Raw genomic sequence first — 21,538 nt, 5'->3', positions numbered from 1 at the left:
TAGGTTTAATTAGGGTTATATATTGAAACGTATACCTCCTCATCAACTCCTCTCATAGTTGTAGGCGTTAGCAAAGATTTATTAACGACCTCATCCGGAACATCTGTGCCCGGGGCATACATTAACGGTACGATTCTATGCTTTTTTATCTGCATATTGGCAGCATCACCATAACGCTGAAATCCGTTCTGCCATCGTGAAACTATTTTTTCGATCTGTAAAACCGTATTTTTGAGTTCTTCACTATCCAGTAGAGTTACCCGTTCACGTATAACTCCGGAAACCCATTCATAAAGAGATCTGTGATGTAGATTACCTTTCAGATCTAGGACCGGAGATTTCCTTAGATCGTCATTTGCAAAGTGACGCATAAGGCCAATTAACACCGCATGTAACGCCCGTTTACGTGCATCTATAGAGAACGGTGTAACTGACGTTGGTTCAACATGGGCGTATATACGACTGTGATATGCCTGAAACTGCTCATAAATAGATTTATCGCGAGGCTTGTTTGGGCTATACAACATCACCACAAGACCTGGCCCCTGTTTGGTACGCCCCACACGAGAACTCGCTTGAATATATTCGGCAGTTGTTTTCGGTTGCCCATGAATGTACATTAACCCAAGCCTAGGAACGTCTAAGCCAGTTGCAATCATATTGGTAGCAAGGCACACATCGATGGATTTGGAAGCCTCTCCTCCATATGATTTTTCAAGCTCCTTCAGTGCTTGAGGAATCTGACTACTGTTAATCCGGCTCGTCAACTCTTTCAGCTGAAGGTATCTTCGGCTATCAGATCGATCTATCAGATTACGATTTTGCAAAACAGTCAGATATTCAGATACGTCAGCGTAAATAAGTGATGACGCCATACCAAGCTCCCGAATACTGTTGAAGAAGCCAAGCAGCGTCCAGTAGTAATCTTTTTCATCCGGCCGGGCAGCAATCGACTTGACCTTTTGCAGAATAGGTGAGTAAGTCCGTACCACTGTTGTCTGACCTGACTGATATCCGGGGGCAAGTACACCAACGTAGCGTCGCCCAGGGTTGTCGGCATCAATCGGCATTTCCTTTGAAAACCAAGTATCACCAAAATCAAGTCCTTGAGAGGGAAAAATATGCAGCCGGTGAGATGCATACAGCGCTTTAACTTGCTCTGCTGCTCTGCTTATTGTAGCTGAAGATGCGACTATTTTAGGAGGTCTACCCTGATTTAAATCTTGTTGTAAAAAGAATGGTCCATGCGTTCTACCAAAGTTAGTGCAGAGTGTCTGAATCAGTGTTTCGTAGAGACCTACAACAGTACCGAGTGGACCGGAGATAAGGTGAAGTTCGTCCTGAACAATTAATTCAGGCGGAGTCACACGACTAATTATGTCCTCATGCTCCCTGAAGCCAAAAATCGAACCAGACTCTAGCTTCCAAGGAATCATAGCAAACTTATCGACTGTACCAAGCAAGAGTGTAGGTGAATACTCATAAATATCTTCATCTACGACATAAAGCGGCAATTCTTGTAAATGAAACTCACATTCTGAATTGTCACATCGGAAGAACACACGTGCCCCTTTTCCATCTGTCCTGTGAATCCCCCGAACTTTTACAGTGCTTGTTGGTTTGTCAATTCTGCCAATCTGTGCCCCGCAACAGGGACACTTCATAACAATAAAGTTATACTCAGCCTTGCTATTTTTCTCGGCTGTAAGGGCGCAGTACTGACTAACTGCCCTCTCCCGATCATTTGGTGTAGAATCCCCCCCTACCCATAAACCAATAGAGATCCGGTTTGAAGTCCGGTTTGGAGAGATAGTATCCGGGCCCAGAAACTTCTGATTTTTCTTTCGGATTAACTCACAAGCGCAAATAAGCGAAGCCGCCCGTTCATACTGTTGAGTAGTGAGTAGACGTAAGGTGTAACGCATTAAAATGGCAGTCCCTGATTGGGGAGCGAAATTGCGGGTTTCCGAACCACGTATCCGCCGGGCAAAAACTGTTAACGCAGTCAGGCCAAGATACGCTTCGGTTTTGCCTCCTCCTGTCGGGAACCAGATTAGATCAACCAAGCCTCTTTCCTCAGACGATTCGTTCCAGATACCTTCAAGGTTCATCAGAATAAAAGCCAATTGAAAAGGGCGCCAACGACCTTTTGGCCTTTCAGATGTTGAACTTTTATGAAAATCCAAAAGGCTTTCGTGCTGCGTGAGTCCACCGGGAAGAGGTGGCAGCTCAATGCTATTCTTATTCGTTACCCACTTTCGTTGCGGAGCTTTTGACCGCTGTTGTTGCCACAGCATTGCGTGGTTCATCCATCTAAAGCATCTGACAAGATTGTCTGTATCATTTGCATCAATCAACAACTCAACCCCTCGGCTAATCCGTCTGTGGGTCTCGCGGCATTTCGCAATGTTCTTTTTAGCCGCATTCTTATACATATCAGGCAACGAATCTGCCATACTATCCAAACCACCCGGCCCATCGATCCAAGCACCGTATTCGTCTCTTAACCGACATAAGTTTTCTTTTGCTTTACCCCAGTCGCCAAGATCCGAAAGGTCATACATAGCGAGTTCAACATGCTGGGTTGGATCAACAGGTGGAATCTCATAAACCGGAAGGAAGGAAGAACTAATACGTTCTACATTTCCATCCACGTCAGCTTTCCATTCAACAGAACAACCATGTCCAATGCCATATACCCGCTTCTTTCGGTACAATAGCCTTAACTCTTCTTCTTCTTCTGTATCAACCGTTGAAATTTTTTCACGATACGGCTGAATAACTCCTTTTTCAGTTACGACACTGAGCTCATTCTGATAAAGAATTTCACTGTTATCAAAGCTATCCCGATAGAGTTTGCAGTTCGTAAGTGTAAATGTCAGGGTTATCAAACCATCTCTGTCATCGTATTTTGTGCTCCGATTAAACACGCCTAACTTCAGCCATTCGCTAGTCGCACCCGGGATCGGTACAAATTCTTCTGCTACACTTCCCCGGTTGGAAAGCGCACTAACAGGATATTCTATTGAAAACTCAGGTATAGGCCGACGTACCCAGTATTTTCTTTTTACCAGTGAACCATGGCTAACTCGGCCAACAATCTCTCCTTCCTTTGTCAGCTTTTTCTCCTCAAACTGCCGGTTTGTAACTTGTTCGTACCATGCAGAACGAACAGTGATACGCACAACGGCCGAAGTATTCGATGTGCTGAAACTAGCAGTAAAACCCATCGCCGAAGGTTTGTACTGATATGCAAGGCCAACCGGTTCCTCAGTAGTATCAGTCTCTGCACCGCTTCCCGCATTACCGCTCGCAGACGGATCACCATTAAGCTCTACCGGAGAATCGCTTGCTGTGCTCTCAGAACTGTCACTACCACTATCAGCCTCAGTTTCAAAGCTTTTTCCCTGTGGATAAAGCATACCAGCCCCATAACGCACCCATGGGGCGCCATGCACTTTGTCAAGTAACACTTCTTCATTCGTGTCCGGATCTAAATATTGTGTATGTGGATCAGGACCGATGACTTCCCTTTGCAGTGCCTGTATGAGTTGGTCACGCATACTGATTAAGAATTAAGTAAGGAGCTATTTCCCGCAATCAATCGACTGAATACAGGTTTTTGCTCATTGTCTAGAATAATAAATAATTTAACCCGTGCCCTAGAAATACCCACGTACATCAGTCGACGAAATATCTCGTCCTCCAAATTATTGAACCCGGTAAGAATAATAACGGAGTTTTCAAGACCTTTATACGAGTGGATCGTCTGAAGAGCAAGGCCCTCCTTTTGTTTCCGATTCAGATACTCGGAGTCAAGAAAAGTTCTTTCCCAGCGATGTGCAGACAGGATAGTGATTTTTGTTAACGGAACTTTCTGCTGAACAAGTATTCTGATAACCTCTTCAACTTTATCCGTAATAGTTTCTTTGCTTACAAAATATATTCCAACCGGATCTCCATCGGGGAGCGAGGTATTTAGCTTTGCCCTTGCAACACCTGTAAGCAATGTGTTCTGATCGGCTATACGCCGAGTATTTCTGCAATTGATTCTTAATGGAGGATTTCTGGCAAATGTTGTCCGCCGTCCCAAATATTCCAATGCTTTTGCCGGTTCATTCAGGTATATAGCCTGTCCTGTAAAGTCCCCAAAACAGCACCATGCTCCATTTCTGAGCCCTCCCTTTAACATGGAATCAATAACATCAAGGTAGTTCTCTGTCAACAAATCCTGAGCCTCATCAATGATAATATAATCGAAAAGATTATTTTCAGAGATTGACTCTGAATGAATCAAAAACTCTAATGGTAAAACTTCTGAAAAAAAGTCATGAGTCTCCTTAACCTCCGCTCCAGTCTGCCTGAGCATAAAAGCATGAAGTGAACCTGCATAATATGACTTGTCCATCAGTGGAACCAGCGTCTTGGCATTATCAGCGATCTTTAAACCTAAGAGCCGATTATAGCATATCAAAGCTGTTTTTTTCCCTTCATTCACCTTCCTTCGGAATAACTCTTCGGCCAGCACCGTTTTACCTGTCCCGGCTGGACCTTCAATCAGACAGCGCTTGTTATAATCTGTAAAATCCAGTACATCAAACTGTTCCTGAGTAAACTCTTGGATAAGTGCTTCCTGATCAGTGATGCGGTTAATCTCCCGGTAGTTATAAGAAAAATCTCCCCGCAGCAGGCGCATAATATCCTGACATATACGGGCTGTTGGTCTGGATGCACTCTCTTCATACCAAAACTGGCCTCTATACTTTTCATGCCATCCACGCGCAAGTGCTTTTATAAAGTCAGATATTTGAATTTGCATGATCTGGTTCGTGCAGACTTGCCAAGGCTCGACCTCTGATCCATATTCGTTGAAATAGTCCAGAGAAGTAAACAACACCCCCCAGCCAAATGAAAGCCTGCTAATCTCTCTATGTAATTCCGGTTTACTCTCAGAAATGGACAGTAGCCAGTTTCGAAGCGAGTGCATTGTGTCGGCTACCTGGCGAAAAGGACCTTTGTATGAAACCGTTTTCTTTCCGTTTTTATCTTCAAATATCCACTTTCCCTGATCACGACTTACCTTTCCATGCTTAACTTCTAAGCAGAAAATTCCCTCACCTGGAGCAAGTACTAAGAAATCAACTTCACCGGATACGCTCTTTATATGCTTGGTTATGAACAGTGAGTGTAATACATAATAGGAGTCTGTTTGCTTATCAGCACGGAATTTATAGAATACAAGCTTTTCTCCGATCGAGGAATCAGCGTTCAGTTCTTCAGGGATCAGCATTAGTATAATAAAAATTGTTTAGTGAAACTGTATGGAACATTCATACCAATACTTTGCTCTTTATCGGTGACACGACCACATTGAACCTTAACTGTTACACCATCTATGTTCAGCTGCATGCAGTCGTCCAGCATCTGTCTGTCCCTTAACAGAAGCATTATCTTATCTTTAATTCGTTCTGCTACCTGATTTGTACTCTTTAGAATTAATCTTTTGGCAGATTTAACCCTAACTATTTTCTCTTCGGCCTCCTTTCTTGGTAATCCGGAAGCTTCAAATATTAATCTTAAGTTAGACGTATGGGGAGCTAGCACATCTCTTTCATAAAACCAACGAAGAAGATTTTGACGGTTTGGACTTCCTTCTGACAACCGAAGCAACTCTTTCTGTCTGGTAAGAAATTGCTCAAGCGTCAGAAAGCTCCATTCGTTAAGCGTGAGTAAAGTTTGAAGCCTCTCCCTCCATTGATCAAGATCTTTGTAAGCTTCGTTAAGTTTTTCTCGTGCTAATTTTCTTACAACTTCCCGGTCCATATCAAAACACACAACAACATCTCCTACCCTCAACTCAGAAAATGTAGCTTCAATAATTCGGCAGGTCTTACTGGCATGCCTGGCAACTGTATACAAATGGCTATTGTAGGGCACATACATGTAAAACCCATTATGAAAGTGCAGCACATTGACTGGGATTATGTACTGTTTTACATCTGTGCCGGAAGTAGCGATGTCGGCAAAGCGAAAGTTATTGATGTTTTTCTGGACATCTTCAAATACAGCAATTTCTTCGGCAGGGTCATTAACTGATTCTGATGACAAATTCTCAGAGCATCCTGTCTGAACAACTATATGAGACTCATCCGGCCGAGATTCTTTTTTTGGTATTTTCCAATCAGAAATACCAAAACTAATCCATTCAGGCAAATAGTTATCAAATCCTGCACGCTGTATTCTCTTCAGAAGGTAACCACTTGTTTTTTTTGCTTCCGTTGGCCATGCCAATACAGTGACTTCAGGAATAAAACGGTTCAGTACAGCATTGAAAAGATGCTTTCCATTCCATTCTTTGTAGGGATATCCTGTGAAAGCAAGTGAGTCGCAATCCACAGTATCAAGGTTAAAGATTTGGAATTGCTTTTTTGTATCAGGTGCAGTCTGCTGCTTTGGCTTGCCAGGAAAATCAATTAACTGATTGAAAGTATATCGGTTGTCCGGCAGTTTTTTCGAGTTAGTCTTATACGACTTAAGACTTTCCAGAGCGTGCGTTACAGCCAAAGAAACATTAAGTGGCAATTGGTTTTTAATCTTATTGAATTCTTCAATAAAAATGCCCGTTTGCTCCCGGACTGTATTTTTATGATACAGTCCGGGTGTATTTTTCAATAAATAAAGCGTTGGTCTCAGATTCTGATAATATGCTTTCTTAAAACTTTCAAATCCTTCAAGCCTTGCAAAGTCTGAGTTTGATTCAAAAGCTTGAAAAAGATTATCTCCCTCAAAATCGGTAAAGCACTGAATAATAATTTTTTGACTGGAAAAACGGATACACTGCTCCCAAAATAACTTATCAATATATTCATCTTCTTTAATAAGACTTAATTTTTTTATCCTTCTTCTGCTCCAGTAGAAGCGATATCCTTTTGCCAGGTTTTCAACTGTTTCATCTGGAGTCGAAGCCATCTCTTTCTGATCTGTCAGAATTATCACAGGAATACCCCTTTCGGCGAGTCCGTTGATTGTGTTAGAATAATCAGTTATGAGAGTAAGCCCATTTACAATAACTACTTTCAGGTTTTCTGGTATATCTGCCTTTGGTTCAGGCATATTGCTCATGAGTATGAGTAGTCGATTTCGATAGTAATCTTCAACACTATTAGCCAACTGATTGAACTTTGCCACAAATATTTCTGAAAAGTCTTTCTTTCTCAGATGTTGATACAGCTGCTCAACTAATGTTTGAACCGTGCTATCATTAGCATACAGCTCTAGAATCTCATTGAGATCTTCCTGTAATTCACTAATAAAATAGGTATCGTCAGTATCTGTTGATGTATTGAATGTAGACGAAATTTTCTTCAAATCCGGAGCTATAATTAGATTTGTACCAACTTGAAAAACCTTTTCCAAGGTTTGATTCAGGCAAATTTCGTTACTCAGAGTTTCTCGCGTTCTCATTACATGACCTCGGCCTGTAATGAGGTATACTTTGCTATTTAATGCTTTGGGATTGACTAATTCCTTACTGTTAAGATTGAAAAGGCTATTGAGATCATAATTATCCCAGAACGCTTTTCGGTTGGACTTAAAATTATCAATGGTGTTTAACATTCGCCTGTTATCCACTTTGACCATGTGCTGTAAGTTAGATTTGGGAACGTTAATGATACCATCTCTAAAGTGTAAACGGACAAATAAATTTTGCTGAGCGCAATCTTCCCCGATATACTTAGCAACCGATCCGAAAATCTCGACTTTATCTCCAACAGATAAAACTGGAGGCTCTAGATTGAAATAGTCCTCAAACAGGTAGTTTAATAAAACCGTACACCCAAAAAAAATCGTGAAGTTTTCAATGTCCGGAACAGAAATATAAAATGGTTTTCTGTTTGAAGGAGGTGCATTGACTATTCCTTTTGCATACTGAAGAGCCAAGCTTACTGAAAACTCCGTTATCGGGCTGGAAACCTTTCTTCCAATACTTAAATGATATTTCTTACGAAAAGCTTCAAGGTTAGTATTCAACACTTAATCAAAAAGTTAGAGTGGATAAGTTCAGTAGCCATTAACGCTCTACTTCAGTAGTGCTTACACTTTAATCTTTTCACATTAAACTAGAGATCATTTAACCAGTAGAGAAGATAAACGAGCAAGATCACACATTGACATCTATTGTTTAGTGAAGAAGAATAAGCCAAGTAACTATTTATGCACACAATTATATAATTCAAAAAGTAGAATTGAAAGAGCCCTGTAAATTAATTCAAACGGTCGGTTTTTATTAATCCATTGATAACGGTATTTTAATACACTTGCTGGCTTCAATGACAAAAGAGCCCTTCCACTCCCACAGGTTCCCTAAGCTATCGTACGGCTCAGTTTGTACTGTGTATTTATATCGTCCTGGCTTTAACTCAAATGTAGCAAACTCACTTGTGCCACAATCAGGCTCATTACCATCATTTTGGTACCTCGTTATTTTTTGCATCGGCTGTCCTTCTACATTCACACTAAAATTGCCATACTCCCTCACATTAGTCCAGAACATCACGTTTCCAACGGTGGGTTTAGAAACTAAGTTAGAGCTAAAAACCCATGCCGTTTCAAATGGCTTATTGACATATACGTCGTAAAAATTAAAGCAGTTGTAACCTGGTTCTTCACATTCAACAGGGTCGAAATACAAAGCGCTCCCTATACTTTGAAAGTGAAGTTTGAACTCAAAACTTGTGCCAGTAAATTCCACCTTGTTTGGCCTGTATTCTATACTGCTCCCCTTGAACCGGACCACTTTATTGGGAAAGGAAGTTGTTAGTTGATCTGATTTTCCACTTGGTTCATCACAGCCTGAGTGAAGACCTGTAATGGTGTCTTGTAGGTCAGCGCTTGGTGGAACCGTCGCTCGTTGTAAAACTGAAAATAACATGACAGACCTTGCTCTAACTGCCAGCCATCCTCATACACATACAGATAGATATGCTCGTACTTAACCGTTCGCCAAAGTCGCTCCACAAAGATATTATCCAAAGCCCTGCCTTTGCCATCCATCGAGATGCGAATAGAAAATTCTACCAGCACTGCCGTGAACTCCTAGGAGGTGAACTGACTCCCCTGATCGGTGTTGAATATCTCCGGGGCTGGGTATCGGCTTAGTGCCTGCCGTAGAACCTCACTGCATCACTCGGCATCCATCGTGTTGGTAACGGACCAGGCCAACACATAGCGACTGTATAAGTCGATGATCGCCATCAGGTACATATACCCGCCCTGCATCGGGATATAGGGGTGTCGGTGGCCCACACCTGATGCACCCGCACAATCGCCAGCCCGCGTAGCAAATACGGATATATACGGTGGTTGGGGCTGGTTTAGAAGTGTTTACTTTCGGATAGATCGCTTCCAGGCCCATCAACCGCATCAATCGCCGAACTCGCTTTCCATTCACTACATACCCGGCTGCCCGCAACGCCAGCGTCATTTTTCGATAGCCATACTGGGGCGTGCGCAAATACTGCTCGTCCATCAAGCGCATCAACACCAAATCCTGACTCGAAGCCGGGACGGATTTGTACGGGGCCGCCCGTGCGGTAGTAGGCAGAGCGATGCAAGCCTAACCATTGACACTGCAAGCGGATGCTGGCCAACTGATTAGGGTCAATCAAGGCACGTCGTTGCGAAAGGCTCATGGTGTCAACTTTTTTTAAAGAAAACCAGCTCCATCTGTAACCGCCCAATCTGTTCACAGAGTTGTGCTGTTTCCGCATCCGCTTCTTGTTTAAGGGGCTTGGCCGGGTTTCCAAAGACCGAAGCTGCCGACTCCAGAAACTGTTTCTTCCACTCCCTGATTTGGTTAGGATGAAGCTCGTATCGCTTGCTAATGGTGGTCAGCGTCTCTTTCTCTTTAAGGACCTCCAAGACCACTTTGAGCTTGAACTGCGGGGTAAATTTGCGCTTACTTCTAGGATTCATGGGGTAAATTTATCTTCCCCTTTCCAACTTAATGGCTGGGCCTAAAAAGGGGGCGCACTACAGGTCAGATGATTGTCCCGATTGGGGGCCGTATTAACGAGCGCACTGGTTGTGTCAAAACGAAGCACGGCACCGGAGGGCCAAACGAGCCGCTCACCGGCATAGATCAGGCTCCCGGCGGTGGCCCTATAGCCGATGGGCATGGTGATAGCGTGGCCGAGCACGACCACATCGCCCCAGTGGGGCAGCTGCACGCAGGAACAGACACCTGCATCATGCCTGTTCCTTGTACCCTAAGTCGTGAGGTTTTGGGCCAAAAGGCACAGGGAAATTAAGAATCAGAATGGCGGGGTAGAATAGTTCACAATAAGTCGCACTGGGGCGAGATGAACAACTAAACCAGTGACATTGGCTATAAATGAGATCGTATTTAACGCGTCTATTTGGTTTGTTTATAGCAAACTTATATTATAGCAGGTGGTTTATGTGTTAACTATATGATAGCGCTATGACAGCGACCATGTTAGGTGATTGTGACGAGTACTTTGTCAAGGCAGTAGTTGGTCCCCGGCTGCCCATTCCACTTTTTGAAACCCGTGTCCGGGCTGGCTTCCCTTCACCGGCTGAAAACTACATCGAGCGGGTCTGTGACCTGAATGATCTCTGTATCACGAATCCCGAAGCCACCTATTTCGTGCGGGTGATTGGAGATAGTATGACGGGCGATCACATTCAGGAGGGCGACGTGCTGGTTGTCGACGCATCGAGGAAAGTAGCCGATGGTAAAGTGGCTGTTGTCTGGTTCAACGGTGAGCATACCGTTAAACGGGTTCATCATGCACCTCCGCTTGTCGTGCTGGCCCCGTCGAATCCCAACTATCAGCCGATTTACGTGCAGCCTGACGACGATTTTCGGGTGTTTGGAGTAGTGACGTTTGTCATTCATAAAATGCGCTAGTATGCTTGCTCTCCTCGATGTGAATAACATGTATGTCAGCTGTGAACGCAGTTTTGATCCATCCTTGGAGGGCAGGCCCGTAGTGGTGCTTAGTAATAATGATGGGTGCGTGATTGCCCGGTCAAACGAGGCTAAGGCGCTGGGCATCAAGATGGGGACGCCCCTTTTTCAGATTGAAGAGTTACGCAGTCAGCATGCTATCCATGTCTGCAGTAGTAACTACACGCTCTACGGGGATATGTCGGCTCGTATTATGGCTACCCTGGCCCGGTTTGTGGAGGAGGTGGAGGTGTATTCCATTGATGAGGCCTTTCTTAACTTGTCGGGATGCGAATCGGCCTACCCGTCAGCCGGTTCGCCCGACCTGATTCAATTTGCCCAGAACCTGAGACAGACGGTTGCACAGTGGCAACGTATTCCGGTGAGCATTGGGCTGGCGCAGACTAAATCACTCTGCAAAGTGGCCAATCATTTTGCCAAGCGGGTAGGGGAGTATGAGGGGGTGCTACTGCTCGATGCCCCTGCCCTGATCGATGCACTATTGCACGAGTTTGAGGTGACCGAGTTGTGGGGAATAGGGGGGAGGTACGCCAGCCTGCTTCGGCGCAATGGCATCCGCACCGCGGCTCAATATCGGGATCTGCCCGACGACTGGATTCGTCAACAGCTGACAGTTAATGGCCTGCGGCTTGCTTACGAGTTACGGGGGATTGCCTGCAAGATGTTGGAGGTTCACCCACCTGCCCGGAAGGCGATTTGTGCAGCGCCTTCCTTTGGTCGGCTTGTACCCGACGAAGACACCATCACGCAGGCGTTGATCACCCATCTGGCCCGAGCAGCGCACAAACTACGTCGACAGCATAGTGCGGCCGGCACTATTACGGTGTTTCTGCATACGAATCGATTCCGGCGTTCGCCAAACGGTGAGCCTGCTAAGCAGTACTACGCTAGCCGCAGTGTACAGCTTCCACATCCAACGGCCAGCCACACAGAGCTGGCCCGGTACGCTCAGGCGGCTCTACATTCGATTTATCGCTTTGGGTATTCCTACCAGAAAGTAGGGGTTATTCTGTCTGATCTGGTTGCTGAAGAGCATCAACAGGCCTCTTTGTTTCAGGAGGGACCTGACAGGCGGTACACACAGCTACACCGGGTTGTCGACAAACTTAACTATCGGTATGGTCGTGACACGGTCCGTCTGGCGGCACAGGGTTTTGACCGGTCGTGGCATCACAGACAGGCATGGGTATCGCCCTGTTATACAACCCGGTGGAAGGAGATTCTTACGGCGCGGTAGATGCTCATCGAAACAAAATTTGATAGTTTTATCTGGATCTATCTTCAGGAGGTAGTGTATACGGCTTGTAGTAAAGGTACCATCAGCAATCAGGCCGTACTTTGGCAGATACTTTACAGAACCTTCTATGCTGAAAGAGGAGGACATTAGCTGTTGATTGCGTACAGAACCGAGGTCAGAAAGTCGTCGCTAATGAATAAAGGGGGGGGAGCTTTACTGATTTTGATGAGAAGTTCTTAGTGAATCGGTGTACTAGGGTAAAGCATATGTAGTCAGATGGGGGAGCTTTATGTTCATATCAGAGCGTTAGCTTAGTAGGTTTGCTTTGGTATTTTATAGTCTGTAAGACTCATATGGGATGGCGTGGCTGCAAGCTTGCAGTGATTTCGTGCCGCACGCTGGGAGCGGTAGGTTTGTATTGGGTTTCTGATAAACGAGCCCGTAGACACGTAATCCAGCATGAACACACCCCTTTGTACCCCGGTTTACAACCTGATTATTCTCGACGAAAGTGGTTCAATGGGCGCCCTGCACCCGACAACCCTCAGTGGCTTCAATGAGATTGTACAAACCATTCAGACCTCTAGCCGACAATTTCCGCAACAGCCCCAGTTCGTCAGCTTTGTTACGTTCAATGGCTCGGGCATTCGGACTATCCTCGATAAACAACCGGCTCATCAGCTCCGTTTGCTCACCGCTGACCAATACCAACCAAACGGCAGTACACCACTTTTTGACGCGATGGGCCGTAGTCTGATGCGCCTGGAGTTACAAATTGAGACCGAAAGCAACCCAACTGTACTGGTTAGTATTCTGACCGATGGAGAAGAAAATACCTCCCGCGAGTTCACGGCCGCAGCGGTGCGGGCTATGGTTCAGCGACTCACCCAAACCGGGTGGAGCTTTACGTACATGGGGGCTAACCATTCGGTGGAAGGGGCTGCTGCTGCTATTGCCATTACCAATACGGTTCGGTTTGTTCATACACCCGAAGGGATGGTACAACTGTTTGAAAAAGAGCGGAAAGGACGGATGGTATATTACGAGAAAAAGCGCCGGGGGATGTCGAGCCGCGATGCCGAGGCTGATTATTTCAGCCAGCCATAGGCCGGTTATTTTAACGTCACTATTGCTCGCGTATAGGTACTTTTCTTACTTTGTTCCCGTTTCCAGACCATTTCTAATTGACCTTGACAATTCACCTGCTACGTGACCCCGATTACGAGCCCGACGACTATTTCGCCCTCTGTAGTCTTTTGAAATCCCTTAACTTGCCTGGCTGGCGGTTTGTGGTTCCCGAGATGGAGTTTGACCCTGACGAGTTCGAAACGGTTTGGGGGGGCGGTCATCGTCGTCGGGATGCGTTGCGGTTTCAGTATCGCTCACCGGTGCAAAAAATCATGCTCCACGTGGGTCGGAATGCGCCCCTTTCCTGGCGTGAGTTGTTCGGAGTTTGTCAGTTTTATCGTTCAACCCGCCGGGTTGACCCTACTCATGAAGTGGTGCTGCTAACCAGCCGCCCAAATGCGCTCAACTGGTTTAGCGCTTTTGATGGACAAGGAAACATTTTCATCCATACGGCTGACTGGGAACGTTACGTCTCCGCCGAGGCTAAATATCCTATTGCTTACCAGGTTTTGTCGAACACCCTCCAACAACGCATGGGGTTGGCTAAGGATGTGACCCTGACTCACAAAGAGCCAATTGGCTGCATGAATGATTTTTGTGGGGAAAAGCAGCAGATTAGCCTCAAGCTCCGGACCGGTGATATCTGCACGGAGTGTCTCGAAGGATTAATGCAGGCAGAAGTACCACATGTTCTGGTGGAGTCGGCGCTGTCGGGTTTCGAACAATTACGGCGTCAGATGCTGTTTCGGCAAGGGTTTCGGCGGTCGGTGGGGCAGCTGGTTGTCGGCCGACACGGTCAGTTGCTATTCCCACAGCAGGGGAATCTGGAGGTACGAATGTCCACGTTGGCTCGAACGCTCTACCTGTTTTATCTGCGGCACCGGGAAGGAATTCCGTTTACACGGCTGGGTGATTACACGGCCGAACTTTACCGCTTGTATGGCCGAATCAGCGGGTCGGGGAGCCCCGACCAAATGCAAGCCTCGGTGCAGCGGTTAGTCAACCCACTGGAAAACAGCTTTAACGAGAATCTGTCGCGTACGAAAAAAGCGTTCAACGATACGCTGGGGGTTTCGATGGCTGCCCCGTATCAGATTGTGCGGGAACCGGACGACCGCTACCGCATTCATCTGGAAGGTTTTCCCCTGCATTGGGAGTTCGACGGGTAGCCGGGGCGGTTCGGTTTCCGGTAGTCTGTTCGCATTCCTTTCCCTTTATTTCATCCAACTCCCTTTTTTCCCTATGGCTGAACCTGTATCGGCAGCGGCATTGAATTGTCAGCTTATTGAGATCTGGAAACAGCAGTCGCACACGGCTCTGGTGCCCATGTTGTACCCCGACCCTCGGCCGGGCTCGTTGCTTTTCATCGGGATCAACCCGTCGCTGGGCGAACATGATGTGGTTCGGGTGCTTAAGGGCACCGAGTTTGAGGCCTCCGTACCAAGTCGGGCCGCCGTTAGACCCTACTTTACCTTTCGGCCGGAAACGATCGAAGAAGAGCTACCTGATTGGCAGCAAATCCAACTTTATCATCGGCAGCGATTGCGGTATTTCAAACGGCATCGCGAGTTAGCCCAGTTAGCGGGACTGGGCGACCACTGGGAGCAACTCGACTTGTTTCAGGTACGCGAATCGAGTCAGCTGAACCTGGTGGAATTAGTCAGGAATAACGCGCATGACCCGTTTTTCGACGAACAATTACGGATATTTTTTGATCTGCTGGAGTTGATGGCTCCCCGCATCATGGTGATCGTAAATCGTACCACGGGTGACCTGTTAAAGGAGCGTTGGCTGAAAAAACGACTGGATGAAACGGTGTTGACACCCACCGCTGAGCCAGACGTATTTACCCTATCGTTCCGTGGGCAACAAATTCCGGTGGTCTTCAGTGTACACCTGCAATACAAGCCGGCTGCAGAACGTGAGCAGATCAACAGCCGCCTGACGCAGATAGTCCGCTCTGCAATGGATTTTAGCTTCAACCTCTAAACGCCATTTCGCCTTTAACGCCAACCTTAGCCAACCGGAATGAACATTTTCTCGGTCGCTGGTTCTCGCCCACCGTGCTCATGTGATGCGCTTAACCCATTATCCAAACGAAAGTTGGTAACTCAAACCTTCATGTAGTACAGATTCAACATTACCCCAGTTGCTATAAGCCTAACTTCATAGCGGCATTGTGTTTCACGATCTGTTGTACACGGGTATAACGATCAATCATCGTCCTCGTACGATGCTTTGTTTGTTGCATAATTTGGGAATCATCAGCACCGTTGAGTTTGGCAATAGTCACAAACGAAGCCCTCAGCGAGTGTGCTGAATAGGCATCACCCAGATACATTTTTACCGCTCTCGCTACCTGCTTGTCCGACAACCGATCCGTCGTGACCTGCTCTCCCTTTCGTATCCGTACAAAAAGAGGCCCTGAGCTACGTTCTAATACGTTAATGTAGTCCTGTAGGGAACGTACAGGACAGGTGTCGGGATCCGGACTGTAAAAGATTGCTTTCTGTTCGGTTCGCCCATACTGATTGGTTTTACTGCCCTGAAAACTAAGGATCGCTCCGTGGCGTGTAAACTGAACTCCTTCGATATCCAGAGCAACCAGTTCTGAACGGCGAAAAGCCCCCGCGAACCCAACCAGTAGCAGCGCCCGATCCCGCATACCTGTCGGTGTTGGCGGAATAGGGCGTATCTGCTCTTTGTATTCCTGTATATCAAACGCGGGTGCCTGAGTNGGCTCAGTACCTATACTTCGCTTGATTCCTTCTAAAACCAGACGTACCGTTTCGTCGGCCGACGGGTCTGGATGCTTATGAAGGCGATGCCATTTTCGAATGGCCGCCAATCCACGGATGATTGTAGACCACTTATGTTCGGAAGCCTGATCGGATAGATACGTAGCTAAGGTTGCCGGGCTGATTGGAAGATCATCGATGCCTTGCTGGCGAAGCCACGCCTGTACCTTTTTGATGTCTGCGGAGTAAGCAATCCGCGTGTTAGTCGAGCCTTCAATACCTTTTTTAAAAAAAGCCGCCGTTTGCTGATTCAGTTGTCCTGCTGAACGAATGGTTACGGAATGGGCTTCACTAGTAACATTAGGAGTAATGGCTGACTTTCTCATAGACGCGTAGAAGATTACGGCGCAATGTATAGAATTTGTTGTTATGTCCGATAATGTTTAATTATCGGACATAACAGTAAAATCTATGCTGCCAGATACATATACAATAAAAGACTTGCTTGTTAATTTGCACGCTTATCGGAGTAAATATTGCGCGCATATTGCCAAGCTCCTTAATTATTTGAGATGAATATTGAAATTATAATAGGTTGTAAAGTCCAAAATTTTGGACATTGTCATTTCTGTTGCCTTGTGGACAAATAATACATTGATTGGATAAGTTGATCACTCCAGTTTGCATGCACCCTATGTTAAGAAATGTTGTTTCTTAAGCCGGCCGTTTTAAATTGAGTTAGCTGCCCCACGAGCAATGTGCTTATACATTGATATAAGTAGGTAAGTAATTAAGCAGAATTAAGTTAAACCTTTTATTTTTTCGGCATGGGCCGTAAACGTTGCGTTCAATTGACTGACGTTGAGCAACTCACCTTACGTGAGGGCATCAAGAACCATCCCAAACATTAGTTCCGACGTTGTTGCCAAGCATTGTTGTGGAGCCACAAAGGCATGGCCGCCAAAACTATTGCCGCTCAACTTGAAGTCTGTCAACAAACGGTCAGTAACTGGCTGACTGCGTTTGAGCAAAGCGGTCTGGCGGGCCTCATGCGCCAGAAAGGACAAGGCCGCCGACCCATTCTGTCGATAACTAATGCTGCCCACCAGCAAGCCTTGAAGAGTGCCGTAGCCACTCATTATCAAGACGCATGTCGCATTCAGGCCGACTTGCAAGTGGCCTTAGGCCAGCCAATGAGCCGAGATACGGTGAAGCGATTCTTAAAAAAAAACGATTACACCTACCACCGCCTACGCCGAAGCACCAAAGCCAATCAAGACCCATAGCATATGCTAATGAGTTACAACGCTGGCAGATACTGCTCACCTTGTGGGTGTAGCCTTCGGCCAGCAATACCACATTGATTTTACCGACTTGGGAACAAAGAATATAGTGCATTTTAATTCTGCTTGATTGCATAATATCTTTACTTGTAAATTAACGTGAATTATGAATAATGGCTGACGCTTGGGCCTTCGACAGGTTCAGGCGTCAGCAACTAATTGCGAGACAGATGCTTAGAATGCATATTATCCATTGTTCAAGTTAAATTAATCTACTACCTGTGTAGCTTACTTTTTGGGCAGTTCGTATATTTCCGTTTGCTCTGACTTTATGTCAGTTGGTACATTCAAATTTGCGTACAGCTATTGCTCAATCACCACTCGAAGACTTATGGGTTATATCGCGCTTTGTTGACAACGCGCGTCAGGCTTGGAGCATCCTACGTATCGACGGGCCGCATCACTTCAGAGAAAAGGTACTCATTAACTCTGTAACGGATTAATGAATCATTCCTACCAGGTAATTGATAGGATTCTGGACCACAACTTAATGCATACTCGCCGTTAGAGTTATTGGACGAATGACTAAAACACCTCCCCTTACTATTGGCCATATTGTTAAATATCTGCTCGCAGAAGAACCGGTTCGCATCACGCACTTACAGTCAGTCGCTGGGGGGCGGATGACGAAGGTTGGGTACGTTAGCTTGCATAGTAACCGCTCCGACTCGCGCATGCTGACCCCCGAGCAGCTTAGCCGATTAGAAATCGTATCGCAGGAAGGTACGTTCCCATTCGACGGGGACCAGGAGTGTTTCAAGCTCTTTGCCGAGGCCGAGCGCATTCGCTCGGCGTATCAGTTCGATCCCCTGTTTGCGGTTAACTGTAGTATCGTTGATCCTCTCCCTCATCAGGTCGAAGCGGTATATAGATACCTGTTGCCCCTGCCACAGATTCGGTTTTTGCTGGCCGATGATACAGGGGCGGGTAAGACGATCATGACCGGTCTGCTGCTGAAAGAGATGCTCATGCGCGGCCTCATCGAACGCATCCTGATCGTTACGCCAGGCGGCCTGACCAAACAATGGCAGGAAGACGAGTTGGGTATCAAATTCAACCTACCCTTCAAATTAGTCAACCGGGCTACGTTCGACGCTGACCCCAATATCTTCCGCAGTACCGACCGGCTCGTTACGTCCATCGATTTTCTACGTGGGGACGACGTACAGACGGTACTGGCTGATTCGCGCTGGGACCTGGTCGTGGTTGATGAAGCGCACAAGTTGAGCGCATTCGATTACGGCACCAAGAAGTACGTCTCGCAACGCTACAAGGCCGTTGAGATGCTGGCCAGTCGCTGTGACCACCTGCTATTGCTGACTGCTACGCCCCACCGGGGCCGAAAAGACACGTTCAAGAACCTGCTGCAACTCCTTGATGAGGATATCTTTTCGTCGGATACGCTGGTTACTGAGCGCATTGGGCAGTTTGAGGCCGGTGGGCTGAACAAATTCTTTATCCGAAGGCTCAAGGAAGATATGCGCGACTGGCAGGGAAACCCACTCTTTAAGCAGCGCTATACCAAAACCGTCGGTTATGAATTGTCGCCCGCCGAAAAGAACCTCTACGACCGGGTAACCAAATACCTGTCCGAGAAGAAGGAAGAAGCCAAAGAGGCTAAGAACATACACGTGACGCTGGCCCTCACCGTCATGCAGCGTCGGCTGGCTTCCTCCCTGTTTGCTATTCAGAAGACCCTCCACGGCCGTTACCGGGCCTTGAAAGGACTGCTTGATGAGTTGCAACACAACCCGGGGCTCTTGAACCAGCGCCTCAAGGCAGACCTGATGGAAGTGGACAGCCCCGATGACCTCGACGAGCTGACCGACGAAGAACGGCAGACGCTCGACAACATCCTGGCCGATCCGCGCAAGTTTCGCCTGTTTACGACGGCCGCCAGCTACCAGGAAGTAAAAGAAGAAATGCTAGAGGTGAAGAAGCTGGTGGATTTGGCCGACGAACTGGTGCAGGCCGGGCAGGAAGAGCGGAAATACGAGGAGCTAAACACACTGCTCAAACGGGAAAAAGTCTTCGATAAAGAAGAAAAGCTGGTTTTGTTCACCGAGCACAAGGACACGCTCGACTACTTAGAGCAGAAATTGCGTAATGCGGGCTACGGTGTGGCCACTATTCACGGAGGCAAGTCGGTGGACGAACGCCGGGCCGCGCAGTACGCCTTTGCTGGCGCCGATACCCAGATTCTAATCGCAACCGACGCGGCCGGTGAAGGCATCAACCTGCAATTTTGTCGGCTGCTTATCAACTGGGACATTCCTTGGAACCCCAACCGGCTGGAACAGCGCATGGGCCGGATTCATCGCTATGGACAGCAGCGTGATGTGTTGGTGTGTAATCTGGTGGCCCAGAATACACGCGAAGGGGCCGTGCTGCAACGGTTGTTGTCCAAACTCGACATTATTAGGGAACAGATGGGCGACGACAGGGTGTACGATGTGATCCAGGACGTACTGGCCGACGTACCCCTCGATGCCATCACTAACTCTGTGCTGCATGGGCAAGCTACGGCCTTTGATACCTGGCTGGCGCAGTCAGACACGAGCTTGCAACAGGCCGTAGCTACGGCCATTCAGGAACAGAAAGACCGGTTGGCCCACAGTACCGTGTCCTACGCTGACGCCCGGCGATTAAAAGAACACTCCGACGAGCAGCGGCTTCAGCCTATTTACATCAAGCTGTTCTTTGAGAAGGCCTTTGCCCGGCTGGGGGGGACAGTGCAGGAGATTGCTCCGCAGATTTTCAAGCTGACCCATCTGCCCACATCGGTGGTGCAGGTGTTGAAGAACAGCTATAACCTGTCGGCTGACGTGGTGCAGCTATCGGTTTGTTTCGACAAAGGGGTCTTCCTGGCTTACCAGCAACAATTACCAGCAATGGGAGCAGCAAATCCCGGTCGGGTGCATTACATCAACCCGGGCAATGCTGTCTTCGACGCGCTGGTGCAAGTGGTACGGCAGCAATTCCGGGAGGATATGCTGAAAGGAACGGTGCTCATCTCGCCCGACGATACAGACGAGCAACTGGTGTTCTTTGTTAAATCGCAGGTCGTTGACAACCGATCCGGGCCGCGTTCGGCAAGTCACGGCGATGAAGGATCTGTGGCCGACGAGCGGCTGGTGCTCATTGTACAGCAGGGAAACGACTTTTCGATTACGTCGCCTGCTAAACTACTCGATCTCCATCCTCCCCTGACGTTCGCGCAAACGCCCCAGCCGCCGACTGCCGTAGACCTGACTGCTGTGGAGGATTGGACCTGGACGCACGTCACCGAACCGCAATGGCAGCAGACCGAAGCCCGCGTAGCCGATGATGCCGCCGGACGCCGGGCGTACCTGGAGCAGGCGTTCGACAACCTGCTGATGGATTTACAGCAGGAGATCAATACGCTTCAGGATAAACTCTTCCATCCGAAAGCCGATGAGGCTCGTATTCAGGAGAAAATCAATCGGAAGGAGCAGCAGGTGCAGGAAGTGCGCGTGAAGCAACAGCAGCGGCTGGCTCGGCTCGATCAGCAACAGCAGCTATCGCCCCGCCCGCCCGACGTACTGGGTTGCGCCTACGTAGTACCCCTGTCTCAGGTTGAGTATGAGCGGCATTTTGGGATGAAGCGCGACGATACCGTTGAGGCAACTGCCATGCACGTGGCGATGGAATACGAGCAGGCCAATGGACGTACACCAACGGACGTATCGGCCCAAAACCGGGGGTATGACATCCAATCGGTTGATGCCCAGTCGTTCAAACGCTACATTGAGGTGAAAGGTCGGGCGCATAGCGGGCCGGTGATGCTTTCGGAGAACGAAAAGAACCGACTGGAACAGTTGGGCGATCAGGCCTGGCTGTACATCGTCACGCATTGTGCATCGGACGCCCCGCAACTGCATTGTTTTCGGAATCCCGCTCAGACACTACGTTTTGACAAACTATCAAAGGGGGTACAATACCTGCTGCCGGAGGCTGAATGGAGAAATTTGCAATCGTAGTTAGTCGGTTACTATTGCGAAAAAGGGCGGGGGTGCTCTTATAATCAGCAGGTTAACTGATTTTCTATCTACAGCTCACGTTAACTTAGACTGTCCGG

At 47.4% G+C, this 21,538-nt stretch carries 17 protein-coding genes; 7 read left to right on the top strand and 10 right to left on the bottom strand.

Annotation, left to right across the window (positions count from 1 at the left end):
* Positions 1 to 5: 5 nt before the first annotated feature.
* The 9 genes from RUDLU_RS28410 to RUDLU_RS29910 form a co-directional block, all read right to left on the bottom strand.
* Positions 6 to 3,563, bottom strand: coding sequence for a helicase-related protein (locus RUDLU_RS28410; RefSeq protein WP_019991386.1), 3,558 nt, complete (start codon positions 3,561 to 3,563; stop codon positions 6 to 8).
* Positions 3,564 to 3,568: 5 nt separating this feature from the next.
* On the bottom strand, positions 3,569 to 5,290 hold the full coding sequence (locus tag RUDLU_RS0126035) for a nuclease-related domain-containing DEAD/DEAH box helicase (RefSeq protein WP_019991385.1): 1,722 nt from the start codon (positions 5,288 to 5,290) through the stop codon (positions 3,569 to 3,571).
* On the bottom strand, positions 5,290 to 8,031 hold the full coding sequence (locus RUDLU_RS0126030; RefSeq protein WP_044131251.1) for a hypothetical protein: 2,742 nt from the start codon (positions 8,029 to 8,031) through the stop codon (positions 5,290 to 5,292). The genes RUDLU_RS0126035 and RUDLU_RS0126030 overlap by 1 nt, the downstream gene beginning before the upstream one ends.
* 256 nt (positions 8,032 to 8,287) lie before the next feature.
* A complete protein-coding gene (locus tag RUDLU_RS0126025; protein WP_169578089.1) occupies positions 8,288 to 8,932 on the bottom strand; it encodes a hypothetical protein in 645 nt (214 codons plus the stop codon).
* Positions 8,818 to 9,054, bottom strand: coding sequence for an integrase core domain-containing protein (locus RUDLU_RS30705; protein WP_019991382.1), 237 nt, complete (start codon positions 9,052 to 9,054; stop codon positions 8,818 to 8,820). The genes RUDLU_RS0126025 and RUDLU_RS30705 overlap by 115 nt, the downstream gene beginning before the upstream one ends.
* A gap of 121 nt (positions 9,055 to 9,175) precedes the next feature.
* Complete coding sequence (locus RUDLU_RS30745) at positions 9,176 to 9,484, bottom strand: IS3 family transposase (protein ID WP_483826377.1); 309 nt, start codon at positions 9,482 to 9,484, stop codon at positions 9,176 to 9,178.
* Complete coding sequence (locus tag RUDLU_RS30740) at positions 9,375 to 9,692, bottom strand: hypothetical protein (RefSeq protein ID WP_245581752.1); 318 nt, start codon at positions 9,690 to 9,692, stop codon at positions 9,375 to 9,377. The genes RUDLU_RS30745 and RUDLU_RS30740 overlap by 110 nt, the downstream gene beginning before the upstream one ends.
* Before the next feature lie 4 nt (positions 9,693 to 9,696).
* Positions 9,697 to 9,975, bottom strand: a complete 279-nt coding sequence (locus RUDLU_RS0126010) for a transposase (RefSeq protein WP_019991380.1) — start codon at positions 9,973 to 9,975, stop codon at positions 9,697 to 9,699.
* 41 nt (positions 9,976 to 10,016) lie between these two features.
* Positions 10,017 to 10,229, bottom strand: coding sequence for a hypothetical protein (locus RUDLU_RS29910; RefSeq protein WP_157580824.1), 213 nt, complete (start codon positions 10,227 to 10,229; stop codon positions 10,017 to 10,019).
* Between the two features lie 254 nt (positions 10,230 to 10,483).
* On the opposite strand from RUDLU_RS29910, the gene RUDLU_RS0126000 reads away from it, so the two are divergent.
* The 5 genes from RUDLU_RS0126000 (at position 10,484) to RUDLU_RS0125975 (ending at position 15,347) form a co-directional block, all read left to right on the top strand.
* Complete coding sequence (locus RUDLU_RS0126000) at positions 10,484 to 10,933, top strand: LexA family protein (RefSeq protein WP_019991378.1); 450 nt, start codon at positions 10,484 to 10,486, stop codon at positions 10,931 to 10,933.
* Between the two features lies 1 nt (position 10,934).
* Complete coding sequence (locus tag RUDLU_RS0125995; RefSeq protein WP_027303396.1) at positions 10,935 to 12,230, top strand: Y-family DNA polymerase; 1,296 nt, start codon at positions 10,935 to 10,937, stop codon at positions 12,228 to 12,230.
* Positions 12,231 to 12,689: 459 nt separating this feature from the next.
* Complete coding sequence (locus RUDLU_RS0125985) at positions 12,690 to 13,337, top strand: vWA domain-containing protein (RefSeq protein WP_019991375.1); 648 nt, start codon at positions 12,690 to 12,692, stop codon at positions 13,335 to 13,337.
* A gap of 83 nt (positions 13,338 to 13,420) precedes the next feature.
* A complete protein-coding gene (locus tag RUDLU_RS29065; protein WP_157580822.1) occupies positions 13,421 to 14,527 on the top strand; it encodes a hypothetical protein in 1,107 nt (368 codons plus the stop codon).
* Between the two features lie 73 nt (positions 14,528 to 14,600).
* Positions 14,601 to 15,347 (top strand): hypothetical protein, encoded by a 747-nt coding sequence (locus RUDLU_RS0125975; RefSeq protein ID WP_019991373.1) that lies wholly within the window; start codon positions 14,601 to 14,603, stop codon positions 15,345 to 15,347.
* A gap of 163 nt (positions 15,348 to 15,510) precedes the next feature.
* On the opposite strand, the gene RUDLU_RS0125970 is transcribed toward RUDLU_RS0125975, so the two are convergent.
* Positions 15,511 to 16,482 (bottom strand): site-specific integrase, encoded by a 972-nt coding sequence (locus tag RUDLU_RS0125970; protein WP_019991372.1) that lies wholly within the window; start codon positions 16,480 to 16,482, stop codon positions 15,511 to 15,513.
* Positions 16,483 to 17,028: 546 nt separating this feature from the next.
* On the opposite strand from RUDLU_RS0125970, the gene RUDLU_RS0125965 reads away from it, so the two are divergent.
* Positions 17,029 to 17,382, top strand: coding sequence for a helix-turn-helix domain-containing protein (locus RUDLU_RS0125965; protein WP_342663164.1), 354 nt, complete (start codon positions 17,029 to 17,031; stop codon positions 17,380 to 17,382).
* 731 nt (positions 17,383 to 18,113) lie between these two features.
* Entirely contained in the window at positions 18,114 to 21,440 is a 3,327-nt protein-coding gene (locus tag RUDLU_RS0125960) for a helicase-related protein (protein ID WP_019991370.1), read from the top strand.
* Positions 21,441 to 21,538 lie beyond the last annotated feature (98 nt).

Origin of the sequence: Rudanella lutea DSM 19387, from assembly GCF_000383955.1 — a bacterium.
GTDB lineage: Bacteria > Bacteroidota > Bacteroidia > Cytophagales > Spirosomataceae > Rudanella > Rudanella lutea.
The sequence above is the reverse complement of the archived record's forward strand: the minus strand, read 5'-3'. Positions and strand labels throughout refer to the sequence as shown.

Excerpts from the sequence above, each read along its gene's own strand:
- RUDLU_RS30740 (WP_245581752.1), bottom strand. The coding sequence starts at position 9,692 with ATGAGCCTTTCGCAACGACGTGCCTTGATTGACCCTAATCAGTTGGCC.
- RUDLU_RS0125985 (WP_019991375.1), top strand. The coding sequence starts at position 12,690 with ATGAACACACCCCTTTGTACCCCGGTTTACAACCTGATTATTCTCGAC.
- RUDLU_RS0126035 (WP_019991385.1), bottom strand. The coding sequence starts at position 5,290 with ATGCTGATCCCTGAAGAACTGAACGCTGATTCCTCGATCGGAGAAAAG.
- RUDLU_RS28410 (WP_019991386.1), bottom strand. The coding sequence starts at position 3,563 with ATGCGTGACCAACTCATACAGGCACTGCAAAGGGAAGTCATCGGTCCT.
- RUDLU_RS0126025 (WP_169578089.1), bottom strand. The coding sequence starts at position 8,932 with ATGTTATTTTCAGTTTTACAACGAGCGACGGTTCCACCAAGCGCTGAC.
- RUDLU_RS30705 (WP_019991382.1), bottom strand. The coding sequence starts at position 9,054 with ATGGATGGCAAAGGCAGGGCTTTGGATAATATCTTTGTGGAGCGACTT.
- RUDLU_RS0125995 (WP_027303396.1), top strand. The coding sequence starts at position 10,935 with ATGCTTGCTCTCCTCGATGTGAATAACATGTATGTCAGCTGTGAACGC.
- RUDLU_RS30745 (WP_483826377.1), bottom strand. The coding sequence starts at position 9,484 with ATGACGCTGGCGTTGCGGGCAGCCGGGTATGTAGTGAATGGAAAGCGA.
- RUDLU_RS0126010 (WP_019991380.1), bottom strand. The coding sequence starts at position 9,975 with ATGAATCCTAGAAGTAAGCGCAAATTTACCCCGCAGTTCAAGCTCAAA.
- RUDLU_RS0126000 (WP_019991378.1), top strand. The coding sequence starts at position 10,484 with ATGACAGCGACCATGTTAGGTGATTGTGACGAGTACTTTGTCAAGGCA.
- RUDLU_RS0125975 (WP_019991373.1), top strand. The coding sequence starts at position 14,601 with ATGGCTGAACCTGTATCGGCAGCGGCATTGAATTGTCAGCTTATTGAG.
- RUDLU_RS0125960 (WP_019991370.1), top strand. The coding sequence starts at position 18,114 with ATGCTGACCCCCGAGCAGCTTAGCCGATTAGAAATCGTATCGCAGGAA.